Annotated in this window: 22 protein-coding genes; 1 reads left to right on the top strand and 21 read right to left on the bottom strand. The window is 63.8% G+C overall.

What is annotated here, in order from left to right:
• Positions 1-33: 33 nt before the first annotated feature.
• From ACR64R_RS26140 to rimP, 10 genes are all read right to left on the bottom strand, one after another.
• Positions 34-1,044 (bottom strand): class I SAM-dependent methyltransferase, encoded by a 1,011-nt coding sequence (locus tag ACR64R_RS26140; RefSeq protein ID WP_487359123.1) that lies wholly within the window; start codon positions 1,042-1,044, stop codon positions 34-36.
• Positions 1,045-1,161: 117 nt separating this feature from the next.
• Entirely contained in the window at positions 1,162-3,312 is a 2,151-nt protein-coding gene (gene pnp / locus ACR64R_RS26135; protein WP_487359122.1) for a polyribonucleotide nucleotidyltransferase, read from the bottom strand.
• Between the two features lie 368 nt (positions 3,313-3,680).
• A complete protein-coding gene (gene rpsO, locus ACR64R_RS26130) occupies positions 3,681-3,950 on the bottom strand; it encodes a 30S ribosomal protein S15 (RefSeq protein WP_126079407.1) in 270 nt (89 codons plus the stop codon).
• Positions 3,951-4,140: 190 nt separating this feature from the next.
• The gene (corA, locus tag ACR64R_RS26125) at positions 4,141-5,235 is read right to left on the bottom strand and encodes a magnesium/cobalt transporter CorA (protein ID WP_487359121.1); all 1,095 of its coding nucleotides are present in this window, start codon (positions 5,233-5,235) and stop codon (positions 4,141-4,143) included.
• 205 nt (positions 5,236-5,440) lie between these two features.
• Entirely contained in the window at positions 5,441-6,415 is a 975-nt protein-coding gene (gene truB / locus ACR64R_RS26120) for a tRNA pseudouridine(55) synthase TruB (protein WP_487359120.1), read from the bottom strand.
• Positions 6,415-6,819, bottom strand: a complete 405-nt coding sequence (rbfA, locus tag ACR64R_RS26115) for a 30S ribosome-binding factor RbfA (RefSeq protein WP_487359119.1) — start codon at positions 6,817-6,819, stop codon at positions 6,415-6,417. Before rbfA ends, truB begins: the two co-directional genes overlap by 1 nt.
• Before the next feature lie 134 nt (positions 6,820-6,953).
• The gene (gene infB / locus ACR64R_RS26110; RefSeq protein WP_487359118.1) at positions 6,954-9,539 is read right to left on the bottom strand and encodes a translation initiation factor IF-2; all 2,586 of its coding nucleotides are present in this window, start codon (positions 9,537-9,539) and stop codon (positions 6,954-6,956) included.
• Complete coding sequence (locus ACR64R_RS26105; protein ID WP_487362552.1) at positions 9,536-10,186, bottom strand: RNA-binding protein; 651 nt, start codon at positions 10,184-10,186, stop codon at positions 9,536-9,538. Before ACR64R_RS26105 ends, infB begins: the two co-directional genes overlap by 4 nt.
• A gap of 32 nt (positions 10,187-10,218) precedes the next feature.
• Positions 10,219-11,814: a transcription termination factor NusA gene (gene nusA, locus ACR64R_RS26100; RefSeq protein WP_487359117.1), complete on the bottom strand. Its 1,596-nt coding sequence runs from the start codon at positions 11,812-11,814 to the stop codon at positions 10,219-10,221.
• Between the two features lie 46 nt (positions 11,815-11,860).
• Positions 11,861-12,490 carry a ribosome maturation factor RimP gene (gene rimP, locus ACR64R_RS26095; RefSeq protein ID WP_487359116.1) on the bottom strand — a complete coding sequence of 210 codons (630 nt, stop codon included), beginning with the start codon at positions 12,488-12,490 and terminating at the stop codon, positions 11,861-11,863.
• A 155-nt stretch (positions 12,491-12,645) separates the two neighbouring features.
• On the opposite strand from rimP, the gene ACR64R_RS26090 reads away from it, so the two are divergent.
• A complete protein-coding gene (locus tag ACR64R_RS26090) occupies positions 12,646-12,915 on the top strand; it encodes a hypothetical protein (RefSeq protein WP_487359115.1) in 270 nt (89 codons plus the stop codon).
• 58 nt (positions 12,916-12,973) lie between these two features.
• Here the strand turns inward: ACR64R_RS26090 and ACR64R_RS26085 are convergent, their stop codons facing one another.
• From ACR64R_RS26085 to olsA, 11 genes are all read right to left on the bottom strand, one after another.
• The gene (locus ACR64R_RS26085) at positions 12,974-13,315 is read right to left on the bottom strand and encodes a GNAT family N-acetyltransferase (RefSeq protein ID WP_487359114.1); all 342 of its coding nucleotides are present in this window, start codon (positions 13,313-13,315) and stop codon (positions 12,974-12,976) included.
• Between the two features lie 113 nt (positions 13,316-13,428).
• The gene (trmB, locus tag ACR64R_RS26080; protein WP_487359113.1) at positions 13,429-14,187 is read right to left on the bottom strand and encodes a tRNA (guanine(46)-N(7))-methyltransferase TrmB; all 759 of its coding nucleotides are present in this window, start codon (positions 14,185-14,187) and stop codon (positions 13,429-13,431) included.
• Positions 14,136-15,401 (bottom strand): methionine adenosyltransferase, encoded by a 1,266-nt coding sequence (gene metK / locus ACR64R_RS26075; protein ID WP_487359112.1) that lies wholly within the window; start codon positions 15,399-15,401, stop codon positions 14,136-14,138. The genes trmB and metK overlap by 52 nt, the downstream gene beginning before the upstream one ends.
• 161 nt (positions 15,402-15,562) lie before the next feature.
• Positions 15,563-15,985, bottom strand: a complete 423-nt coding sequence (locus ACR64R_RS26070) for a helix-turn-helix domain-containing protein (RefSeq protein ID WP_487359111.1) — start codon at positions 15,983-15,985, stop codon at positions 15,563-15,565.
• 140 nt (positions 15,986-16,125) lie between these two features.
• Positions 16,126-17,715 (bottom strand): apolipoprotein N-acyltransferase, encoded by a 1,590-nt coding sequence (lnt, locus tag ACR64R_RS26065; RefSeq protein ID WP_487359110.1) that lies wholly within the window; start codon positions 17,713-17,715, stop codon positions 16,126-16,128.
• Between the two features lie 97 nt (positions 17,716-17,812).
• Positions 17,813-18,283: a VOC family protein gene (locus ACR64R_RS26060; RefSeq protein WP_487359109.1), complete on the bottom strand. Its 471-nt coding sequence runs from the start codon at positions 18,281-18,283 to the stop codon at positions 17,813-17,815.
• Between the two features lie 9 nt (positions 18,284-18,292).
• Complete coding sequence (locus tag ACR64R_RS26055) at positions 18,293-19,369, bottom strand: hemolysin family protein (protein WP_487359108.1); 1,077 nt, start codon at positions 19,367-19,369, stop codon at positions 18,293-18,295.
• A 27-nt stretch (positions 19,370-19,396) separates the two neighbouring features.
• Positions 19,397-19,894 (bottom strand): rRNA maturation RNase YbeY, encoded by a 498-nt coding sequence (gene ybeY, locus ACR64R_RS26050; protein WP_487359107.1) that lies wholly within the window; start codon positions 19,892-19,894, stop codon positions 19,397-19,399.
• Between the two features lie 10 nt (positions 19,895-19,904).
• Complete coding sequence (locus ACR64R_RS26045) at positions 19,905-20,897, bottom strand: PhoH family protein (RefSeq protein ID WP_487362551.1); 993 nt, start codon at positions 20,895-20,897, stop codon at positions 19,905-19,907.
• A gap of 87 nt (positions 20,898-20,984) precedes the next feature.
• Positions 20,985-22,394: a tRNA (N6-isopentenyl adenosine(37)-C2)-methylthiotransferase MiaB gene (miaB, locus tag ACR64R_RS26040; protein ID WP_487359106.1), complete on the bottom strand. Its 1,410-nt coding sequence runs from the start codon at positions 22,392-22,394 to the stop codon at positions 20,985-20,987.
• A 73-nt stretch (positions 22,395-22,467) separates the two neighbouring features.
• Positions 22,468-23,268: a lyso-ornithine lipid O-acyltransferase gene (gene olsA, locus ACR64R_RS26035; protein WP_487359105.1), complete on the bottom strand. Its 801-nt coding sequence runs from the start codon at positions 23,266-23,268 to the stop codon at positions 22,468-22,470.
• Positions 23,269-23,294: the final 26 nt, after the last annotated feature.

Here is a 23,294-nt window from a genome sequence, read left to right as displayed (position 1 = left end):
GAAAACCGCTTCACACTTTTGCTGGAATTGCTTTCAACGGCGCGCCCAAAACACCTTGAACATGCCGTCGCGGGCAATCTCGGCATGGTTGGCAAAGGCCGCCGACAGCACCTGTTCGTAAGGAAGCTGGCGGTTGGCGACCATATACAGGCGGCCGCCCGGTTTCATCGACCTTGATGCGGCGCGGATCATGCCTGCGCCGATACCCGGATCGGCGGCCCGGCCGTTGTGGAAAGGCGGGTTCATGACGATCGCGTCGTAGCGCCGCTCGACCGCCTCGGTCAGCAGATCGATCCAGAAGAAGCGCGGCTCGATGGCGCCGCCACGGACGTTGACCCTGGCCGCCTCCAGGGTCTCGAAATCCGCTTCGTAGAGATCGAGCGCGGTGAGGCCCTGCGAGCGCCGCAGAACGTCCTCTGCCAGATAGCCCCAACCGGCGCAGAAGTCGGCAACATTGCCCTTTAGATCGTCAGGCAGGCTCGCAACGAGCAGTTTCGAACCGGCATCGATCCGATCGAAGGAGAACATGCCAGGCGCGGTTTTGAAGCCGCCCTCGATGACAAGATCGAGGTTGGCCGCGCGCAGAGTCACGGCCGCCTCCGCGCCGTTCCTACGGAACCAGAAAGCAATGCCGTGATGCTTCGGCAGATGGCCTTCGAGGGGAGCCAGCGCGTTGATCCGCTTGCGCAGGCTGTCAACGCCGTCGTCCTTGCTACCGGCGACGACGACAAGCGCGCCCGGCGCGACGCGCTCGATGGCTTCGGCGATGCGCAACTCGTTTTGCCCGCGATGCCGGCCGGCAAGCACGAAGGCGATGTCGTAGTCCTGGCCTTGCGCCCGCGGCGTGACCGCATAGCCAGACGCCTGCAAGGCGCGAAAATGTGGCCTGAAACCCTGTACCAGATGCAGCGTCGCATCGAAGACTGCCGGCATACGGAAGCCGGGTTCGGCACCGAGGAACAGAACGCGGGCACCCTTTCCCGGCAGGGGCAGCGCCCCGGCCTCGAACGGGTAGAACAGCGTCTTGAGCGGTTCCGCGGCCATTCACCTGCTCCTTGGAACCTTTCGTTCCGATGCAATTGCGGACGGGTCCCCATGGCCCTGAAATAGAAACGGGCGCGACTTGCGACGCGCCCGTCTTGATTTATTCGATCAGGACGATCAGGCGGCGTCTTCCTCGCCCTCGGCCTTCTTCTTTTCCTGGACGATTTCCTTGCCGGTCGCCTGGTCAACGACCTTCATCGACAGGCGAACCTTGCCGCGTTCGTCGAAGCCCATCAGCTTGACCCAAACCTTGTCGCCTTCCTTGACGACATCGGAGGTCTTGGCGACGCGTTCGCTGGCGAGTTGCGAGATGTGGACGAGACCGTCGCGCGGGCCGAAGAAGTTGACGAAGGCGCCGAAGTCGGCCGTCTTGACGACGGTGCCCTCGTAGATCTCGCCGACTTCCGGCTCGGCGACGATGGTGTGGATCCACTTCTTCGCCGCCTCGATCTCCTTGGCGTTCGCCGAAGCGATCTTGACCGTGCCGTCGTCCTCGATGTTGATCTTGGCGCCGGTCTTCTCGACGATCTCGCGGATCACCTTGCCGCCGGAACCGATGACGTCGCGGATCTTCTCAGTCGGGATATGCATGACCTCGATGCGCGGCGCGAACTCACCGAGTTCGGGGCGGGCGCCGGTCAGGGCATGGGCCATTTCGCCGAGGATATGCTGGCGGCCATCTCTGGCCTGGTCCAGTGCGATCTTCATGATCTCCTCGGTGATGCCCTCGATCTTGATGTCCATCTGCAGCGAGGTGACGCCGTTGGCGGTGCCGGCGACCTTGAAGTCCATGTCGCCGAGATGGTCCTCGTCGCCCAGGATGTCGGAGAGCACCGCGAAGCGCTCGCCTTCCTTGATCAGGCCCATGGCGATGCCGGCGACCGGCTTTGCCAGCGGCACGCCGGCATCCATCAACGCCAGCGAAGTGCCGCAGACGGTCGCCATCGAGGACGAGCCGTTGGATTCGGTGATCTCAGACACGATACGCAGCGTGTAGGGGAACTGCTCCGCCGAAGGCAGCATCGGATGGATCGCGCGCCAAGCAAGCTTGCCGTGGCCGATTTCGCGGCGGCCGGGCGAGCCCATGCGGCCGGTCTCGCCGACCGAGTAGGGTGGGAAGTTGTAATGAAGAAGGAACTTCTCCTTGTACATGCCGGTCAGCGAATCGACATATTGCTCGTCCTCGCCGGTGCCGAGCGTGGCAACCACCAGCGCCTGGGTCTCGCCGCGGGTGAACAACGCCGAACCATGGGTGCGCGGCAGGACGCCGACCTCGGAGACGATCTTGCGCACGGTCTTGAGGTCGCGGCCGTCGATGCGCGAGCCGGTGTCGAGGATGTTCCAGCGCACGACCTTGGCCTGGAGTTCCTTGAAGACCGTGCCAATCTGCTCGGAAGTATACTTGGCTTCCTCGCCCTCGGCAGGAGCGAAAGCGGCCTTGACCTTCGCCTTGACCGCGTCGACCGCGGCATAGCGCGACTGCTTTTCAGTGATCTTGTAGGCTTCACGAAGCTCGTTGCCGACGATCTTCAGCATCTCGCCTTCGAGCTCGGAATGATCCGGCGCGGTGAAGTCGCGCGGCTCCTTGGCGGCGACCTCGGCCAGCTTGATGATCGCGTCGATCACCGGCTGGAGGCTCTTGTGACCGAACATCACGGCGCCAAGCATCAGGTCCTCGGAGAGTTCCTTGGCCTCGGATTCGACCATCAGCACGGCGTCGGCGGTGCCGGCGACGACGAGGTCGAGCTTGGATTCCTGCATCTCGTCTATATGCGGATTGAGCACATATTCGCCGTTGATGTAGCCGACGCGGGCACCGCCGATCGGGCCCATGAAGGGCACACCCGAAAGCGTGAGCGCGGCGGAGGTGGCGACGATCGACAGGATGTCCGGATCGTTCTCGAGATCATGCTGGACGACAGTAACGACGATCTGGGTGTCATTCTTGTAGCCGTCGGCGAAAAGCGGACGGATCGGGCGGTCGATGAGGCGGGAAACCAGCGTTTCCTTTTCGCTCGGACGGCCTTCGCGCTTGAAGTAGCCGCCCGGGATCTTGCCGGCGGCATAGGTCTTTTCCTGGTAGTTGACGGTAAGCGGGAAGAAATCGAGTCCGGGCTTCGGCTCCTTCATCGAGACGACGGTGGCCAGGACCACGGTCTCGCCATAGGTGGCCAACACGGCGCCGTCAGCCTGGCGCGCGATCTTGCCGGTCTCCAGGATGAGCGGACGGCCGCCCCATTCGATTTCCACTTTGTGTTGATTGAACATATCTTGTCCTTCATATGCGGAAAGGGCCGCGCCGTCCTTAACGGTCGCGGGTTCTCCCTTCCCTAGCTTCCTTCGGGCAGCCACGGGCAAGACAACGGGAAGCTCGATAAATCCGGCTCACAAGCCGAGCGAGCATCCTGCAATCCTGCCCCATGACCGTCCATGGGCGGTTCCGGATAGCCCTCTGCAGTCCGGAACCCGGTTGGCCGACTGATCGGCCGACACTGCGCATGACGCCGAAAACGATGTTTCCGGAACGCGCCAGGCGCGGAGGGGAATTTCCTTTTTCCAGCATCGAGGCACCGGACCATCCGATGCGCCAATGCGCGACCGGCGGGCCCCCCTTGGAGAGCCCGCCGGTCAATTCGTCAGCGACGAAGACCGAGCTTGTCGATCAGCGTCTGATAGCGCCCGTCATCCTTGCGCTTGAGATAGTCAAGCAGGCTGCGGCGCTGGGAAACGAGAGCAAGCAGGCCACGGCGGGAATGGTTGTCCTTCTTGTGGTCCTTGAAGTGCTCGGTCAGGTTCTTGATACGCTCGGAAAGAATGGCAACCTGGACTTCCGGAGACCCGGTATCGCCTTTCGCGGTCGCGAATTCGGTCATCAGTTCCTTCTTGCGCTCGGCAGTAATCGACATCGTGCTTTTCCTTATCTGTTGGAGGAAACGGGACGCCCACAGCCGGGATGTCGTCCAGCAGGGGCCAGTGCAAGCGACGCGTCAGGGCGCGAAGCTGCGGCGCATATAGGGCAATTCCGCAAAAAACGCCAGCCCAATCGTAAAGCCGGCTTGTCGCAGGGTCCGGTAGCCAAAAGGGAGAATTCAATGGCTACAGCCACTTCTTCCATTTGAAGAACGCAATCAGACCGACGGCGACCAGCGCCATGAACACAAGCGAGGCCGGATAACCGTAATAGGCCTTGAGCTCGGGCATGTTCCAAGGCGAGCTTTCCGGATCGAAATTCATGCCCCAGACGCCGACCAGGAAGGTCAGCGGCATGAAGATCACCGAGACGATCGTCAGATAGGAAATGACGTCGTTGGTGTGGGCCTGGGTCAGCGACAGATGCATCTCGATCAGGCCGGTCAGCATGTCGCGCTGGTTCTCGACCAGTTCGATCAGCCGCAGCGAATGGTCGAGCGTGTCGTTGAAGAAGATCTTGGTCTCGGCCTTCACGAAGGGCACTTCGTTGCGGATCAGCGTCGCAAGCGCGTCGCGCATCGGCCACAGCACGCCCTTGAGCACGCTGGCGTCGCGCCTCAGTTCATGCAGCTGCCGCATCTGTTGCTTGTGCGGCCTGTTCAGCATCTCGTCCTCAATGCCGTCGACCATCTCGCTCGCCGCCTCGACCGGTGGGAAATAGCTGTCGACGATGGCATCGATGAGCGCGTAGGCGAGATAGTCGGCGGCGCGAGAACGCAGCCGGTTGGGCAGTGAGGCCGCAATGCGCCTGCGTACCGGATCGAATGGATCGCCCTCGCGTTCCTGGAAAGTCACGACGAAATTGCCGCCGAAGAACAGCGCGATCTGCTCGTAGCGATGCGAGGTGATATCGTCGATCATGCGCATGACGACGAAGGCATGGTCCTCGAAGAAATCCACCTTGGGCCGCTGGCCGGTGTTGACGACATCCTCCAGCGCCAGAGGGTGCAGGTTGAAGACGCGGCCGATCTCCTCGATCAGAGGGATGTTGGCAAGCCCCGTGCAATCCAGCCAGACGACAGGCCATTTCTCGCAGTGGGTGTTGAGATCGTCGATCGAGGCGTTGTCGATGGTTTGGTATTTCTGAGGCGAGATCAATGTCAGCCGAAGCTCGCTGCGCCGCGCCGCCGGATCGGCTATAAGCGTGCCCGGCGAGGCCCCGACAGGCGGCCGGCGCGTTATCTGCGGCGCCCGCTTCTTGCCTGTATCATCCTTTGCCATGAAATCCCTGGGCCTCCGCGCTCAGCCGAGATTAGAGCATGATCACGAAAAGTGGGAACCGGCTCTCGGAAAAGATCATGCTCCAACAAAGAGTTATATCCGGAGGACGAGCGAACGGAACGTCATACCGTGCAGCAAATCGAGGGAAGGCGCGCAGCGGTCGTTCCGTCCGAAACCGCGTCAATCTCGAACGCTTGTACCGATTTCAGCCGACAAAGACCCGCTTGGGCTTGAACATGCCCTGCTCGATAGCGCCGATAGCCACGAGCTTGCCGCGTGCTGTGGCGCAGGCCTCCTCGGCCTCGACCGGCGCGTCGCGACCGCGAATGATGACGGGATTGCCGAGACGGATCTTAGTCGCCGCATCGTCGCTGACCGCGACCTGCGGCAGGCAATCGAGCGCCGCCGCCGTTTCGACCAGCAGCGCATCGATGGCGCCGAAATCGACCGGAACCTCATCGACCGGGGCCTCGGCATCGTCCGGGCTTGCTTGCGTCTTGCCGCCAAAACGGGCCGCTTCCAGTTCGGCTATTGTGACGAAATCGTCCGGCGTGAACGGCTCGACCTCGACGCGACGCAATTCTGCGATATGGCCGAAGCAGCCGAGATCGCGGCCCATGTCGCGGGCCAGCGAGCGCACATAGGTGCCCTTGCCGCATTCGACCTCGAAAACCGTCCTGTCGGCGCCGTGCTCGACGATGTCGAGGCGGCCGATCTCGATCTCGCGCGCCGGTATTTCGACGGTCTCGCCTTCACGGGCGAGGTCATAGGCGCGCTCGCCGGCGATCTTGATGGCCGAGAATTGCGGCGGCGTCTGCATGATGATGCCGGTATATTTCGGCAAGAGCGCCCTCACCTCGGCCTCCGCCGGGCGACGGCCGGAGCTGTTGGTCACCGGGCCTTCGAGGTCATCTGTCGAGCGCTCCTCGCCCCAGGCCACCGTGAAGCGGTAGATTTTGGCGCCGTCCTGCACGTAAGGAACGGTCTTGGTCGCTTCGCCAAGCGCGATCGGCAGCATGCCGGAGGCCAGCGGATCGAGCGTGCCGGCATGGCCGGCCTTCTCGGCCTGGAACAGCCATTTGATCTTGGAGACGGCCTCGGTCGAGCCCATGCCGACCGGCTTGTCCAACACCACCCAGCCGGAAACCGGCCGGCCTTTCTTCTTACCGCGACGCGCCACTATTCCTCGTCCTTGTGGTCACCGAGATCGCGCGCGACTTCGGGCGACTTCAGCAGTTCGTTGATCTTGGCGAAATTGTCGAAGGAGGTATCGAGCCGGAAACGGAATTCCGGCATGTACTTCATCTGCCTCAGCGCGCCCGAAACACGGCCGCGGATGAACTTCGCATGCTTGTTGAGCGCCTCGACCACGGCGCCTGTGTCGCCCGCGCCGAGCGGCGAAACGAACGCGGTGGCGATCTTGAGGTCGGGCGACATACGCACTTCCGAGACCGATACCACGCTGTTTTCGATCACCGGATCGATGATCTCGCCACGCTGCAGCGTCTCGGAAAGGGCATGGCGCACCTGCTCACCGACGCGCAGCATGCGCTGGGAGGGGCCTGATGTTGTCGAACGGGGCATTTCCTCGGTCCTGAAATCGTGAGGCGCGGGATGGGACCACGCCACATGTCGAGCATGCAACGTCTCGCATGCACAAAGGAATTTAGGCGGCGGCCTTGCGGCCGCCACCCGTCTGTCTTCGGTAAGTACCCGAATTAGAGCGTCCTGCTCACCATCTCGACGCGGAAGCACTCGATGACGTCGCCGACGCGCATGTCTTCGTAGTTCTGGAAGGCCATGCCGCATTCCTGGCCGCCCGGCACTTCCGAAACCTCGTCCTTGAAGCGTTTGAGCGTCTTCAGCGTGCCCTCGTGGACGACGACGTTGTCGCGGATCAGGCGCACGCCCGCGCCACGCTCGACCTTGCCTTCGGTCACGCGGCAACCGGCGATCTTGCCGACCTTCGTGATGTCGAAGATCTCGAGTATCTCGGCGTTGCCGATGAAGGTCTCGCGCCGCTCCGGCGAAAGCATGCCCGAAAGAGCGGCCTTCACGTCGTCGACGAGGTTGTAGATGATCGAGTAGTAGCGGATCTCTATGCCGGCCGCGGCCGCGGCGGTCCGCGCCTGGGCATTGGCGCGCACGTTGAAGCCGATGATCGCGGCACCCGACGTCTCGGCCAGCGAGACATCGCTTTCGGTGATGCCCCCGGCGCCCGAATGGACGATCCGCACCCTGACTTCGTCGTTGCCGAGCTTTTCGAGAGCGGCGTTGATCGCCTCGATGGAACCCTGCACGTCGCCCTTGATGACCAGCGGGAATTCCTTCAGCCCGCTCGCCTGCAACTGCGACATCATCTGCTCGAGCGAGCCGCGCTGGCCGGCATGCTTGGCCACTGCCTTGTCGCGCGCCAGGCGCTGGCGGTACTCGGTGATCTCGCGGGCGCGGGCCTCGTTGTTGACGACGGCGAAGCGGTCGCCCGCCTGCGGCGTGCCCTGGAGGCCCAGCACCTCGACCGGCATCGCCGGCGGCGCTTCCTGCACATGTTCGCCGCGATCGTTGACGAGCGCGCGGACCCGGCCCCATTCGTTGCCGGCGACAATGATGTCGCCCGGCATCAGCGTGCCGGTCTGCACCAGAACGGTGGCGACGGGGCCACGGCCCTTGTCCAACTGCGCCTCGATGACCGCGCCTTCCGCCGTACGGTCGGGATTGGCCTTGAGGTCGAGGACTTCGGCCTGCAGCAGGATCGCCTCGAGCAGCTTGTCGAGATTGGTGCCCTTGGTCGCCGAAACCTCGACGTCCAGCACCTCGCCGCCCATCGATTCCACGAACACTTCGTGGCGCAGCAGTTCGGTCCGCACCTTCTGCGGGTCGGCGTCGCGCTTGTCGATCTTGTTGATGGCCACGATGATCGGCACGCCGGCCGCCTTGGCATGGTTGATCGATTCGATCGTCTGCGGCATCACGCTGTCGTCGGCCGCCACCACCAGCACCGCGATGTCGGTGACCTGCGCGCCGCGGGCGCGCATGGCCGTGAAGGCGGCGTGGCCGGGCGTGTCGATGAAGGTGATCTTGTGACCGTTCTTCTCGATCTGGTAAGCGCCGATGTGCTGGGTGATGCCGCCGGCCTCGCCGGATACGACATTGGCGTTGCGGATCGCGTCCAGCAGCGAGGTCTTGCCGTGGTCGACATGGCCCATGATCGTCACGACCGGCGGACGCGACACCAGGTCTTCCGGACGGTCGGCGATGTTGAACAGGCCTTCCTCGATGTCGGACTCGGCGACGCGGCGGACCGTGTGGCCGAATTCGGAAGCCACCAGTTCGGCCGTGTCGGCGTCGATGACGTCACCCGGCTTCAGGATCTGGCCTTGCTTCATGAAGTACTTGACCACGTCCACGGCGCGCTCGGACATGCGCTGCGCGAGTTCCTGGATGGTGATGGTTTCGGGCAGGATCACTTCGCGCATGACTTTCTCGCGCGGCTCATTATGCATCGCGCGTTTGAATTTTTCCTGGCGGCGGCGCATCGACGACAGCGAGCGAGCGCGCGCGTCGTCATCCGACAGCGCCGAGTTCAGCGTCAGCTTGCCGCGGCGGCGATCTTCCTCGCCCTTGGTCGGCTTGGCCGGCCGTGCCACTTCCGGCGTGGCGAGACGGCGCACCGGCGCACTGGCAGCAGCACCGGAACTACCGGCACGCCGCGGCTTGACATCTTCCTCGTCATCCGACGAGGCGACCTCGGCGGCCAGCGGCGCGCGACGGCGAGCCTCTTCCTCGGCACGGCGCCGCGACTCGGCCTCGGCCTGCAGGCGAGCTTCCTCCTCGGCCTGACGGCGCGCGGATTCGTCACGCTCGCGCTTGCGGCGTTCCTCGTCCTCGGCGCGGCGCTTGGCATCTTCCTGAGCACGCAGGCGATCCTCGGCCTCGCGGGCCTTGGAGCCTTCCAGCGCCCTGCGACGCGCTTCCATCTCGCCGCGCGACAGCTCGTTCAGCACCATGCCCGAACGCTCCGGCGGCGGGGGCGGCGCCTTGGGCGCTTCCTGCACGACAGGCGCGGCGGGAGCAGGAGCAGCGGCGACGGGCTTCGGCGTGAAGACAGATGGCGACACCGGCTCCGGCTTGTCGCCGGGCAGCGAGAACTTGCGCTTCTTGGTCTCGACCACGACCGACTTGGTGCGGCCATGCGAGAAATTCTGGCGCACGGTGCCCTGCTCGATGCCAGGACGCTTCAGCGTCAAGGTCTTCTTCGGCGTAACGCTCAACGTCTTGTCGTCGCCCGATTTCGTATCGCTCATTCCATATCCTCTGCGGCATCATCTTCGTCAGCAACGGCCGCAAGCATTGCCAGATCGTTCGGGGTACCGCCCCGATATCGGTCGAGCGCCACAACGCGCTTCTCAACCGCCAGTCCCGCGTCCTGCGCGAGAACGGCAGCATGTATCACATTTGTACCCCCCAATGCCAAGCTCAACTCGGCCTCGGAGAAAAGTTTGTAGGCAAGAATGGCGGGGCCGCCGAGATGGACGGTAGCCCGCCGCGCCTGACTGATCTTGCGGACACCGTCGTCCGAAGCCTCGGTCGCATGCAGCACGAGCAGCGCCTGCCCGTCGCGCACCGCGCCCTCGACCTTGGCGGCGCCAAGAACGACCGCGCCGGCCTTACGGGCAAGGCCAAGCATACCCAGAGCGGATCTGGAAAGCAGCCCGTCGACCATACCGCCGAGATCGGATGGAACGGTCACCTGAGCCTTGAAGGCGCGGGCGAACAGGTTCTTCGCCGCCGCCTTCTCGATATGTAGGCGATCGGCGGTGACCCAGCAACCACGGCCGGGCAGATTCCTTTTAATGTCGGGAACGACGGCCGAATCCGGGCCGACGACGAAGCGGATCAGTTTATCCGCTTCGGCCTGCCTGCGCGTAACGATGCAAGTGCGATCGTTCATCTCGTCCACGGTCTGTGCGATTGGTGGTCACCTCACGCACCAACGGTTTCGCCAGGCGCTGCCTGCTCGGCGGCGAGCTCTTCCTCGGTGATCCATCCGGCCAGCCTGCGAGCGGCGAGCACCATCTGTTCGGCCTCGGCGCGCGAGACGCCGTGACTGGCGAGCACGCCCGGATAGACCTTGGTCTCGCCGTCCTTGCGCTCTTTCCAGCCGATCAGATCGTCCGCCGCATAACCGGCGAAATCCTCGATCGTCTTCACGCCGTCCTCGCCAAGCGTCACCATCATGGCGGTGGTGATGCCCGGGATCTCGCGCAACTCGTCCTTGACGCCCAGCGCCTTGCGCTTTTCGTCATGCTCGGCTTCGATCTTCTCCAGATATTCGCGGGCGCGGGTCTGGATTTCCGAAGCTGTGTCCTCATCGAAGCCGTCGATCGAGGCGATTTCGCCCGAGTCGACATAGGCGACTTCCTCGACGCTGGTGAAGCCTTCGGAGGCGAGCACCTGGCCGACCATCTCATCGACGTCGAGGGCCTCCATGAACAGCGCCGAACGCTCGACGAATTCCTTCTGGCGACGCTCGCTCTCCTCCTGCTCGGTGAGGATGTCGATGTCCCAGCCGGTCAGCTGCGAGGCAAGGCGCACATTCTGGCCGCGGCGGCCGATGGCCAGCGAGAGCTGGTCGTCCGGCACCACCACTTCGATGCGCTCGGCGTCCTCATCGAGCACCACTTTGGCCACTTCGGCCGGCTGCAGCGCGTTGACGATGAAGGAAGCGGCCGAGGGCGACCACGGAATGATGTCGATCTTCTCGCCCTGCAATTCGCCGACCACCGCCTGGACGCGGCTGCCGCGCATGCCGACGCAGGCGCCGACCGGATCGATCGAGGAGTCGCGCGAGATGACGGCGATCTTGGCGCGCGAGCCCGGATCGCGGGCGACCGACTTGATCTCGATGATGCCGTCGTAGATTTCCGGCACTTCCATGGTGAACAGCTTGGCCATGAATTGCGGATGCGTGCGCGAGAGGAAGATCTGCGGGCCACGCTGCTCGCGGCGCACGTCATAGACATAGGCGCGGACGCGGTCGCCATACTTGTAGTTCTCGCGCGGGATCAGCTCGTCGCGGCGGATGATCGCCTCGCCGCGGCCGAGATCGACGATGACGTTGCCGTATTCGACGCGCTTGACGGTGCCGTTGACGATCTCGCCGATACGGTCCTTGTATTCGTCATACTGGCGGTCGCGCTCGGCCTCACGCACCTTCTGCACGATGACCTGCTTGGCCGACTGCGCGGCGATGCGGCCGAAATCCATCGGCGGCAGCTGCTCGGCGATGAAGTCGCCAAGCTGTGCGTCCGGGTTGCGCTCGCGTGCGGTGGAAAGCGCGATCTGCGTCGCGTAGTCATCGACCTTCTCGACCACTTCCATCAGCCGCTGCAGCTTCATCTCGCCGGTGTTCGGGTTGATGTCGGCGCGGATGTTGGTCTCCTGGCCGTAACGAGAGCGCGCCGCCTTCTGGATCGCGTCGGCCATCGCGGCGATGACGATCGACTTGTCGATCGACTTTTCACGCGCGACCGCGTCGGCGATCTGCAGCAGTTCAAGCCTGTTGGCGCTTACAACCATCGTCTTTCTCCCGATTTCGCGCCGGGCATGCCGCCCGGCTACTCAATCAACTTTCCTGTTCGGTTTCATTTTCCTCGCCGGCGGCGTCTTCCGCTTCGCCGCGGCGCTTCCTGGCTTCCTTGCGAGCCCGGTTGTCCTTCGACAGGGCATCGCGGATAAGATCGTCGGTCAGCACCAGCCGGGCTTCGGCGATGGCGTCGTAAGGCACGCGCACCGTCGGCTCCTCGCCATAGGCCGCCTTGTCGCGCTCGATCAGGATGCCGTCGGCGTCAGCCTCGGCGATCTTGCCCTTGAAGCGCTTGCGGTCGCTGACGAGGACCGACGTCTCCAGCTTGACCAGATGGCCGGTCCAGGCGGTGAAATCCGACTTGCGCACCAGCGGCCGGTCGATGCCGGGCGACGACACTTCGAGATGATACGCCTTTTCGATCGGATCCTCGACATCGAGCGCCGGCGACACCGCGCGGCTGACCTCTTCGCAATCCTCGACGGTCATGGTGCCGTCCTCGCGTTCGGCCATGATCTGCAGCGTCAGCCCGTTCTGGCCCGTCAGTTGCACGCGCACGAGACGGAAGCCTATAGCCTTGAGCACCGGTTGCACGATCAGCGCAATACGCGCATCGATGCCGCTTTCGCGGATGATACGGTCGTCGGCCTCGCTTGCCGCTGCAGTCATCAGATCCCTGTCGCTTCTTCGTTTCCGGCCGGCAGGTAACAAAAAAGAGCGGGACCGGGTGGACCCACTCTTCGTCATACCGACCAAGAATTTGAGGCTCATATAGACGATCCCGGGTTGCGTTTCAAGCCTGCAGGCGGTCCGGGGCGAAGTTCATGCCGAGACGGCGAGGTTGCGGGCCGCGCATGGCCGCCATGCGGCAGGCCGCCTTGTGGACAGCGGCACAAGCAACCACCTATGTCGCAAGGCAAAAGAGAAGGACGCGCGTGTGGCGCGCCGTTGATCATATGGACCGTGGATTGCTTTTCATCATCGGTGACTTCTTCAACACATTCGGCGGCGCGGCGGCCGCGGCGCGTGCCGTCGAGCGTGGCCGCAAGCCGCACCGCCGCGGCCGGGAGCCGGCATCAATCCGGCGGCTTTAGACACGATCGGCCGCTTCCAGCCTCATAACGGAAGCGCTACCCGCTGACACTTCGTGCGTTATTTCTGGGTCTCAGTGAGCGACGCTGCAATTGCCGCCAGCGAGCGGAATAGGATGAGCGGATAGTCCCGCGTCGGGAGAAACCCGTGGCGGTACCAGAACCGCGCCGCCTCTGCATCGATGGAATTGACCATCAACGCGCGCCCTCCGATCCGTTCCGCCGTCTGAATGCATCGCCGAACGGCATGCCTTACCAAACCCGTGCCGATGCCGCGCCCAGCCCAACCGATGTCGGTCGCAAGCTGGCCGAGGGCCAAGCACGGCACCCGGTCGGGCGGTTGTCCCGTGCGGGACGATCGCGGCAAGATCGATGGCACGACGGCCGTCGGGGCCAAAACCATAATATCCAACCACCCGGCCGGCTTCGTGGACAACGAGAACGGCCGTAAAGCCCTTCTCCTGATTGGAGAGTGCGCGGGTTTTCAGCCAGTGATCGAGCCCGGGGATCGCCCCGCTATTTCCGGATGAAGGTCAGATAGGCAGGCCGCCTTCCCTCGCGGATGGCCTTGGCCTCGTAGCGTGTACCGGGCCAGCCTTCGTAAGGCCGGTGCCAACCGGCGGCGTCTTCAGCCTGCCATGTGAAAGTGCCGTGATCTCGGCAGGCAAGCAGCGTCCAGTTCACGTAGCTGTCGATGTCGGAGGCGAAACGGAACTTGCCGCCCGGTTTCAGCACGCGGGCAAAGCGGCCGAGATTGGCGGCGCTGACGAAGCGCCGCTTCCAGTGCTTCTTCTTCGGCCACGGATCCGGATAAAGCAGGTCTACACCGTCGAGCGAGGCCGACGGCAGCCAGTCGAGCAGGCGCGTGGCGTCGTCGTCATAGACCCTCAGATTGCCGAGCGGCGCCTTGCCGAGCGCCGTCATCATCTTGGCCATGCCGTTGACGAAAGGCTCGACGCCGATGAAGCCGATTGCCGGCGATTCGGTGGCGCGATGCAGGAGATGCTCGCCACCGCCGAAACCGATCTCAAGCTGGAGCGCCAAAACCTCCGCCTTGAACAGGCCCGTCAGATCCGCGGGCGCTTCCGCCGTCAGGTCTATCCGGTACTCGCGCAGGCCGCTATCAAGGGCAATTGCCTGCTGCGGGCGTATCGTCTTGCCGTGCCGACGGCCGAAGAAGCCTTCGGTCGCCCGGCTCGGTCTGTGCTTTGCATCCGTTGACGTCAGGCGGCGACGGCGTCCTTGAGCGCCTTGGCGAGATCGGTCTTCTCCCATGAGAAGGACCCGTCGCGACCGGCCTTGCGGCCGAAATGGCCGTAGGACGAGGTTTTTGCGTAGATCGGCTTGTTAAGGTCGAGATGCCTGCGGATGCCCGATGGCGAAAGGTCCATTACCTTGCGCAGCGCGTCCTCGAGCTTCGACTCGTCCACCTTCCCGGTGCCATGCAGGTCGACATAGATCGACAGGGGCTGGGCGACGCCGATGGCGTAGGAAAGCTGGATGGTGCAGCGGTCGGCAAGCTTGGCGGCCACCACATTCTTGGCAAGGTAGCGCGCTGCATAGGCGGCCGAGCGATCGACCTTGGTGGTGTCCTTGCCCGAGAAGGCGCCGCCGCCGTGCGGCGCCGCGCCGCCATAGGTGTCGACGATGATCTTGCGGCCGGTGAGACCGGCATCGCCGTCTGGCCCGCCGATGACGAACTTGCCGGTCGGGTTGATATACCAATTGCAGTCCTCGGCGATCTTCAGGTCGCCAAGCGCCTCGCGGATATAGGGCTCGACGACCTCGCGAACCTTCTTGGAGTCCCAGCTCGCGTCGAGGTGCTGGGTGGAGAGCACGATCTGCGTGACTTCAGCCGCCTTGCCGTCGACATAGCGCACGGTGACCTGGCTCTTGGCATCCGGTCCGAGCTTGCCGGCCTCGCCCTTGCCTTCATGGCGCGCGGCGGCGAGCAATTCGAGAATCTTGTGGCTGTAATAGATCGGCGCCGGCATCAGGTCCGGCGTCTCCCGGCAAGCGTAACCGAACATGATGCCCTGGTCGCCGGCACCTTCCTCGCCCTGACGGTCGGAGGCATTGTCGACACCCTGGCCGATGTCGGGCGACTGGCCGTGCAGCAGCACCTCGATCTTCACGTTCTTCCAGTGGAAGCCGGCCTGCTCGTAGCCGATCTCGCGGATCGCCTTGCGGGCAACCGACTTGAATTTGGTCGGGTTGACCACGGGATGACCGGACGCATCCTTCAGGATGGTGCCTGCCTTGTCCTTCTTGAGAAGCGTATCGGGGACGCGGACCTCGCCGGCGATGACGACGCGGTTCGTGGTGGCCAGCGTTTCGCAGGCGACGCGAACCTTCCACGGATCCATGCCCGTCTTCTTGGCCTCGCGATAGACGAGATCGACGATCTCGTCGGAGATACGGTCACAGACTTTGTCGGGATGACCCTCGGAGACGGATTCCGAGGTGAAGAGATAATTCTGCCGCGTCACGGGTGTCCCCTCTTGAAAAGATCGGCAGGCTGCCGATTTTGGCGCGCCACGTGTTAGCGGTGCCGGGCGCTGCTCGTCAAGCGGCGCGACGGATCTGGCATGAATGTAGGCAAGGCCGGCTATGCCACCGGCGGAGCGGTACCGCCGGTGACACGAGACAGTCAATCGGTGTCGTCGGCGGCGAGCGCCTTCACCAGATCGATGATCCGACGGCGCACCTTGACGTCGCCGATCTTGACGAAGGCGCGGTTGAGTTGAAGCCCTTCAGGGCTGCCGCAGAATTCGATGGCGAATGCCATCGAGGAGTCTTCGGCAAATCCCCGGTTGGCACCGCCGGCCTCCTCACCTGGGGCATCCTCGAAGAAGAAGGCGACGGGAACGCTCAGGATGGAGGCGATCGCCTGCAGACGACTGGCGCCAACCCTGTTCGTGCCCTTTTCGTACTTCTGGATCTGCTGAAACGTTATGCCGAGGTTTTCACCCAGCTTTTCCTGGCTCATTCCAAGCATATTGCGACGCAGCCGGATGCGACTCCCGACGTGGATATCGATCGGATTCGGCTTCTTCTTATTTTCTTCTGTCATTTTTTCCTCGCCGAATTTTTCCGGCTTTTTCTATTTTGTTCCGCCCATATGAAGCCGGAGCCACCTGCCCCAACAGAACCCTCCAACCGACTTCAAGAAAATTTTAGGCGTTACAGTATGAGTTTCTAATGTGCCGACTGTCAATTCACCCGTAGCCGCTGCCTTACATTCAACGTGAAGGCAATCAGCGCAAACAGCAACATGATCAGCAATCCGTTAATGCGCCGCTGTTGGGGGGAGAGCAGGGACCGTCCGGAAACCGGCACGTGGGCGTCGATGGCGCCGCGCGCGTTCACGGCAAGCGCATCCACGATTCGGCCGCGCGAATCGACGATCGCGGAGATGCCATTGTTAGCCGCGCGCAACAGAGGCAGCCCATTCTCCACCGCACGGATCTGGGCCTGCCGGAAATGCTGGTATGGGCCCGGCGTGTCGCCAAACCAGGCGTCGTTGGTGACGTTCACGATTACGTCAGACGACGCTGCGTCGGCGGCGACGAGATCGGGAAAGATCACCTCGTAGCAGATGAAAGGGGCGGCGCGCAGGCCGCCCGGCACGCTGATCGGATGCCGCTCGTTGCCGGCGGAGAAATTCATCGGTCCGGCAACGAGTTGGCCAATGCCGAAGCGTTCGAAAAGATCGGCGAAGGGCAGATACTCTCCGAAGGGAACCAGATGCACCTTGTCGACGGCATCGACGATCTCGCCCTTGTCGTCGACCGCCACCACGGAATTGTAATAGCGGCTGCCGGCATTCGCCGATCCGCCCTCCTCGCGCACGACACCGGCGATCAGCATCTGGCCGTCGGCCAGCATGTCGCCCAGCGCCGTCAGCGCGTCCGGACGCTCGGTGAAGAGGAACGGCACCGATGTCTCCGGCCACAGGATGAGCTGGGGCTTAGCATGACCTTCTTCGGGCGCCTTCCCCGATATCCCCAGCAAAGTTGCGAAGATGCGGTCGCGCACCGAGGCGTCCCACTTTTCGCCGAGATCGACCGCGGGCTGGACGATGCGGACGTCAAGGGAGCGTGTCGCCGGCTCGGCCGGGGTGGCGAGCCTGAAATAGCCGAAGCCGACATGGGCGGCGACGAGGATGACGAACAGGGCAAGGCCCAGCCTCAGATGCCGGCGCGCCGCAACCAGCGCGGGCAGCGAAAACAGGAAAACGGCGAGCGCGTTCATGCCGACCATGCCGGTCACCGACACGCTCTGCATCAGAAGCGGCACCGGCATCGCCGCGTAGCCGACGGCATTCCAGGGAAAGCCGGTGAAGAGGAAGTCGCGCAACCATTCGGCGAGGCCAAAACCGAAGGCAAGGGCGGCGATACGGCCGATATCGCTGCTCCAGAACAGCCGCGCCACCACGGCGGCAAAGCCATAGAAGAAGGCCAGCGCGAGTGGGATGCCGACGACGGCAAAAGGCAAGGCCCAGGCGAAGCTGTCGGCCTCGACCAGCAACGCTTGGCCGATCCACCAGAGGCCGGCCAGGAAATAGCCGAAACCGAACCACCAGCCCGTGGCGAAAGCCGGCCTCAGGCGCCTGAACCAGCCGTCGGATGCCTCGCCGGTGGCACCGTCGAGCAGCCAGACCAGGACCGGGAACGAAACGAAGCAGACCGCGAAGAAATCGTAAGGCGCCTGGGCAAGCACCGCCAGCGCCCCGGCGGCAAAGGCCACCAGCGCCCGCCGCCACCCCCACAGCAGAATTATCCGGCCGGCAAAGCGCTGCATTCAGCTTCCCAAGTCGCGCGAATCAGGGAGCTAGAGGTTTAACAGGCCCCGCCCGGCGTTCCAAACCCGGATAAGCGCGGGCTGATACACGATGGTGCTACCTATGCCAGCCGTCGATCCGCAGGCCGCTCAATTGCTCGGCTTCGTCCTTCGGCACGACGCGGACGGTCCGGGTGAAAGTCCAGACATGACCTTCGGGATCGCGGGCGCGATATTGCCGCTCGCCGTAGAAATGATCCGCCGGCTCCTCGAGAATTACCGCGCCCGCCGCACGCGCCTTTTCACAATGAACATCAAGATCCTGCTGCAGACGGACATAGACGGACTGTGTGTTCCTGCCGCCGACGGAGGCGGGACTGGAGACATGATCGGCCCATTCGGAATCAACGACGATATAGCCGTCGCCGAAGCGCATTTCGGCATGGACAAGCCGCCCGTCGGCATCGCTCACCAGCATGCTCGGCTCGAAACCGAAGGCCGCCTGCAGAAAGGCCATAGCCGCGCGCGGATCCCGGTAGAAGACGCCGGAGCCCAGAACCGCGTGCCTGAACGGATCGCCGGATGGCATGCCGGGATGTCAGGCCTGCTCGGCGCGCGCGGCGCGGCGGCGCTGACGCTCGCCCTTCTGACTCTGCACGATGCGCACGCGCTTGACGCGGCGCGGGTCGGCATCGAGCACATGGAACTCGAAGCCTGGAATGGCCTGCACGACTTCGCCCCTGGCCGGGACGCGGCCTAGCGTGTTGAAGATCATGCCGCCGATGGTGTCGACATATTCGCCGTGCTCGCCGGCGGCGAAGTCCTCACCGATCATCTTGGCGACCTCGTCGATCTCAGCCTTGCCGTCGACCACGAACACGCCGTCGCCCGTCTGAGTGATCATCGGTTCGTCGTCGTCATGCTCGTCCTCGATGTCGCCGACCACCATCTCGACGATGTCCTCCAGCGAGGCGAGGCCGTCGGTGCCGCCATATTCGTCGATGACCAGCGCCATCTGCGTGCGCGTCGTCTGCATGCGCCCCATCAGGTCGGAGGCAAGCATGGAGGGCGGCACGAACAGCACTTCGCGGATCAGATTGAGATCGCCGATGGTGCGCGCGAGATCGACCTGCGCAAGATCGAGCGCCGTCGTTACCGGCGCCTTCGCTCTGGTGCGGCCCTTCTTGACACGGGCGACCTTGGTGATGTGGGCGAGAACGTCGCGGATGTGGACCATGCCGCGCGGATCGTCGAGCGTCTCGGAATAGACCGGCATGCGCGAATGGCCGGATTGCTCGAAAAGGCCGAGCAGGTCGCCAAGCGTGGTGTTGATCTCGACGGCCTCGATGTCGGCGCGTGGCACCATGACGTCCTCGACCCGTACTTCGCGCAGGCGCAGGATGTTGTTGAGCATGGCGCGTTCGCCGGGCGAGAAGGCGCCGGCATCGGTCGCCGTCTCGGCAAGCGCGCCGGCGATCTCCTCGCGCAGGCTGGTGCCGTTGCGGTGCCGGAACAGGCCCAGCACACGGTCGAAGAGGGAAGGACCGGCATGCGTCGGCTCCGCGGCCGCGCTGCCGGTGGGAATACTCGGACTGGAGCCCTCTTCCGTCTTTTCGGAAGGCTTGGCAGCACTGCCGGCGTCCGGACGGGCGGCAGTTTCTGGTGTGTCGTTCATCGCCATCGGGTCAATTGAGCTTTTTTGTTACGCGTAGGGATCGGGAATGGCAAGCCTCGCAAGCGCGGCGCGCTCGATCGCTTCCATCTCCTCGGCCTCGGCGTCGGTCTCGTGATCATGGCCCAGAAGATGCAGGAGGCCATGGATGACGAGATGGGTGATATGGTTCGCAAGCGGCTTGTCTTCCAGTGCGGCCTCGCGCGACACCGTCTCGGAAGCCAGCACGATGTCGCCCAGCATTGGCGGCAACGGACCGCTTTTCGGAAACGGAAAAGCCGGAAACGACAAGACGTTGGTGGGTTTGTCCTTGGCGCGCCATTCGGCGTTGAGCGTCCGGATATGGGCATCGTCGGAAAAGACGACGCTGAGCTCGGAGGCGCCGCTGACGCCGGTTTCGGCAAAGGCGGCTGCGACGGCGCGATCGACGAGACGCGCCAACTCGACTTCCGCGGGCCAAGCGCCCGCTTCGACGAAGATATCGATATCGACCGGGATTCCGGTAGGAGATCTGGTGTCTTCAGCCATGCAGCCTTGATCAGCTTTCGGCGCCGAGCCCTCGCGCCAGCTTGCCGTCGCGGTCATAGGCCTTGACGATCTCGGCGACCAGCGGGTGGCGCACCACGTCGCCTTCGTTGAAGCGGACGGTGACGATGCCGGAGACGCCGTCGAGGATGCGCAGCGCCTCGACCAGGCCAGACTTGGTGTTCGGCGGCAGGTCGATCTGCGTCGGATCGCCGGTGACGATCATGCGCGAGTTCTCGCCGAGACGGGTCAGGAACATCTTCATCTGCATCGGCGTGGTGTTCTGCGCCTCGTCGAGGATCACCGCCGCATGCGCCAGCGTGCGGCCGCGCATGAAGGCGAGCGGCGCGATCTCGATGACCTCGGCCGCGATCGCGCGCTCGACCTTGTCGGCCGGCATCATGTCGTAAAGCGCGTCATAGAGGGGCCGCAGATAGGGATCGACCTTCTCTTTCATGTCGCCGGGCAGGAAGCCCAGCCGCTCGCCCGCCTCGACAGCCGGGCGCGACAACACGATGCGCTCGACCATGCCGCGTTCGAGCAGCATGGCCGCGTGCGCCACGGCGAGATAGGTCTTGCCGGTGCCGGCCGGGCCGATGCCGAAGACCATTTCCGAACGCTCGAGCGCCCGCATATAGGCGTCCTGGGTCAGCGAGCGGGCGTAGATCGTCTTCTTGCGCGTCGATATCTGGGCGGCCGACACCTTGCCCTTGCGCTCCATGGTGGGCAGCGTCAGTTGGTCGTCGGCGGCGATTGCCATGCGAACGGCGCCGTCAACATCCGACTGGCCGATGTCGACCCCCTTCTGCAGGATGCCGTAGAGCGTATCCAGCGCGCGGCGCGCCTGTTCGGCGGCGGAAGCCGAGCCCTTGATCGCAAGCTGGTTGCCGCGCGAGCGGATATCCACGCCTAGCTTCTGCTCGAGGCGCGCCAAATTCTCGTCGAACTGACCGTAAAGGGCGCTGGCAAGCTTGTTGTTGTCGAAGGTCAGTACGATGTGCGCCATGTCGGAAGCCCCGGAAGCCTGGTTCTGGGGCGGATTCTTCAGTTCGGCAGCGCTCAACCGTCTCTCCTCATCTGCCGAGGCTTTTGGCTAGGCCAACTCGGCGAACAGGCTGTTGGGGCCCGTCTTCGTGATTCGCACATCGATAATGTCACCGATTCCACCGGCCTTGTCGTCAAGAATAACCGGGTTCAGCCATGGCGAGCGGCCGACAATCTGGCCAGGGCGGCGGCCGGGCTTCTCGATCAGCGTGCTGATGGTCCGGCCGACGAGGCTGGCGATGAAATCCCGTTGCTGCTCATTGATCAGCGCCTGCAGGCGCTGCAGCCGCTCGTCCTTCACCGCCTCGGCGAGGTGACCGTCCATCTCGGCGCCTGGGGTGCCGGGACGCGGCGAATATTTGAAGGTGAAGGCCGAGGCGTAACCCACCTCGCGCACCAGCCTCAGCGTCGCTTCGAAATCCGCTTCCGTCTCGCCAGGAAAGCCGACGATGAAGTCGCCGGACATGGCGATGTCGGTTCGTGCGGAACGGATGCGGCCGATGAGCGCCAGATAGTCGCGCGCCGTATGGCGCCGGTTCATAGCCCTGAGGATGCGGTCGGAGCCGGACTGCACCGGCAGATGCAGATACGGCATCAAGGCGGGCAGGTCGCGATGCGCGGCGATCAGTTCGTCGTCCATGTCGCGCGGATGGCTTGTGGTGTAGCGCAGCCTCGCCAGGCCCGGGATTTCCGCCAGCCGAAACAGCAGGCGCCCGAGACCCCATTCCTCGCCATTCTCGCCAACTCCATGCCAGGCGTTGACGTTCTGGCCGAGCAGCGTCACCTCGCGCACGCCGGCATCGGCCAGGCGCTCGGCCTCGGCAACGATCTGCGCCACCGGACGCGAGACTTCGGAGCCGCGCGTATAGGGCACCACGCAGAAGGTGCAGAACTTGTCGCAGCCTTCCTGCACAGTCAGGAAAGCGGTCACGCCGCGCCTGGCAAGCTCGGCGCGCTTCGGCTGTGGCAGATGCTCGAACTTGTCCTCGATGGCGTATTCGGTCACGACGATCTTCTCGCCGCCACGCACCCTTGCCAGCACGTCGGGCAGCCGGTGGTAGGTCTGCGGGCCGATGACCAGATCGACCGCCGGCGCGCGGCGGATGATCTCGGCGCCTTCGGCTTGCGCCACGCAGCCGGCGACGCCGATCAAAAGTTCGCGGCCCGCTTCGGCGCGTTCGGCCTTCATGTCGCGAATGCGGCCAAGTTCGGAATAGACCTTTTCCGCTGCCTTTTCACGGATGTGGCAGGTGTTCAGCAGCACCAGATCGGCGTCCTCGACGGTGTCGGTGGCGACGTAGCCGTCAGCGGCCAGCGCATCGGTCATGCGCTGAGAATCGTAGACATTCATCTGGCAGCCATAGGTCTTGACGAAGACCTTCTTCGCCGTGCTGCCAGTGCCGGTCGAGTGGTCGGCGGCAGCGCCGATGCCTTGGCTCTCAATCGTGTTCAATTCCATCGGCGGGCTTCTATCGCCTTTTCGTGACAAAAAACAGACGATTCTGGCCGAATCGCGCCGCGCAGCCTCAGGCTCACCGGCTTTTGGCCGGTTCGGCAAGGACGGCCTGCATCAACTCGCGCACCTTGGCTTCCATGAGCTTTGCCGTTTCCTTGCGGTTCGAGCCCTTGGAAAACGGCACCGGCTCGCCGAAATGCACCTCGGCATCGATCGCACCCTCGGCAAGCAGGCCCTTGAGATGCGGCATCAAATCCTGGTCGCCGATCCAGGAGACCATCGGGCGGTGACGGCGGCCCATCGGCATGCCGTGCAACCGCGTATAGGCGATCGCGACGGGCTGGATGAAGACCTGCTCCGTCGCGCCCTCCGAAATCGCCATAGATGCAGCGCCGAACAGGGTGCTCTTGAATGGCAGCACGAGATTGCCGTCGCCCGTCGTGCCCTCGGCGAACAGCACCATGGCATCGCCGTTGGCCATGCGCCTGGCGATCTCGCTTGCCTGGTCGCCGGAGGTGCGCTTGCGCTCGCGCTCGATGAAGACGGTGCGCTGCAGCTTGGACAACATGCCGATCAGCGGCCAGCCCTCCATGTCGGCCCTGGCGATGAACTTCACATCGGCAAAGGAGCCAAGCGCCATGATATCGGTCCAGGAAATGTGGTTGGCCGCCACCAGCAGGGGGCGTTGCTCGGTCAGCGCGCCCTTCACATGCACCCGAAACCCAAGCGCCCGAAGGACCATTCTATGCCAGATCTTCAGGATGAAGGTTTCAGGCCAGAGCCCGGTCTTCATCGACAGCATCTGCAGCGGCACCAGCACCAGGGAACAGACGACGACGTAGCCGAGCGCCAGGAAAATCCGTAATTTCTTGGTCATTCGCTCCGGCCCCAACCGGCGTCTGG

Source organism: Mesorhizobium sp. MC2-1-1 (assembly GCF_057597255.1).
The sequence above is the reverse complement of the archived record's forward strand: the minus strand, read 5'-3'. Positions and strand labels throughout refer to the sequence as shown.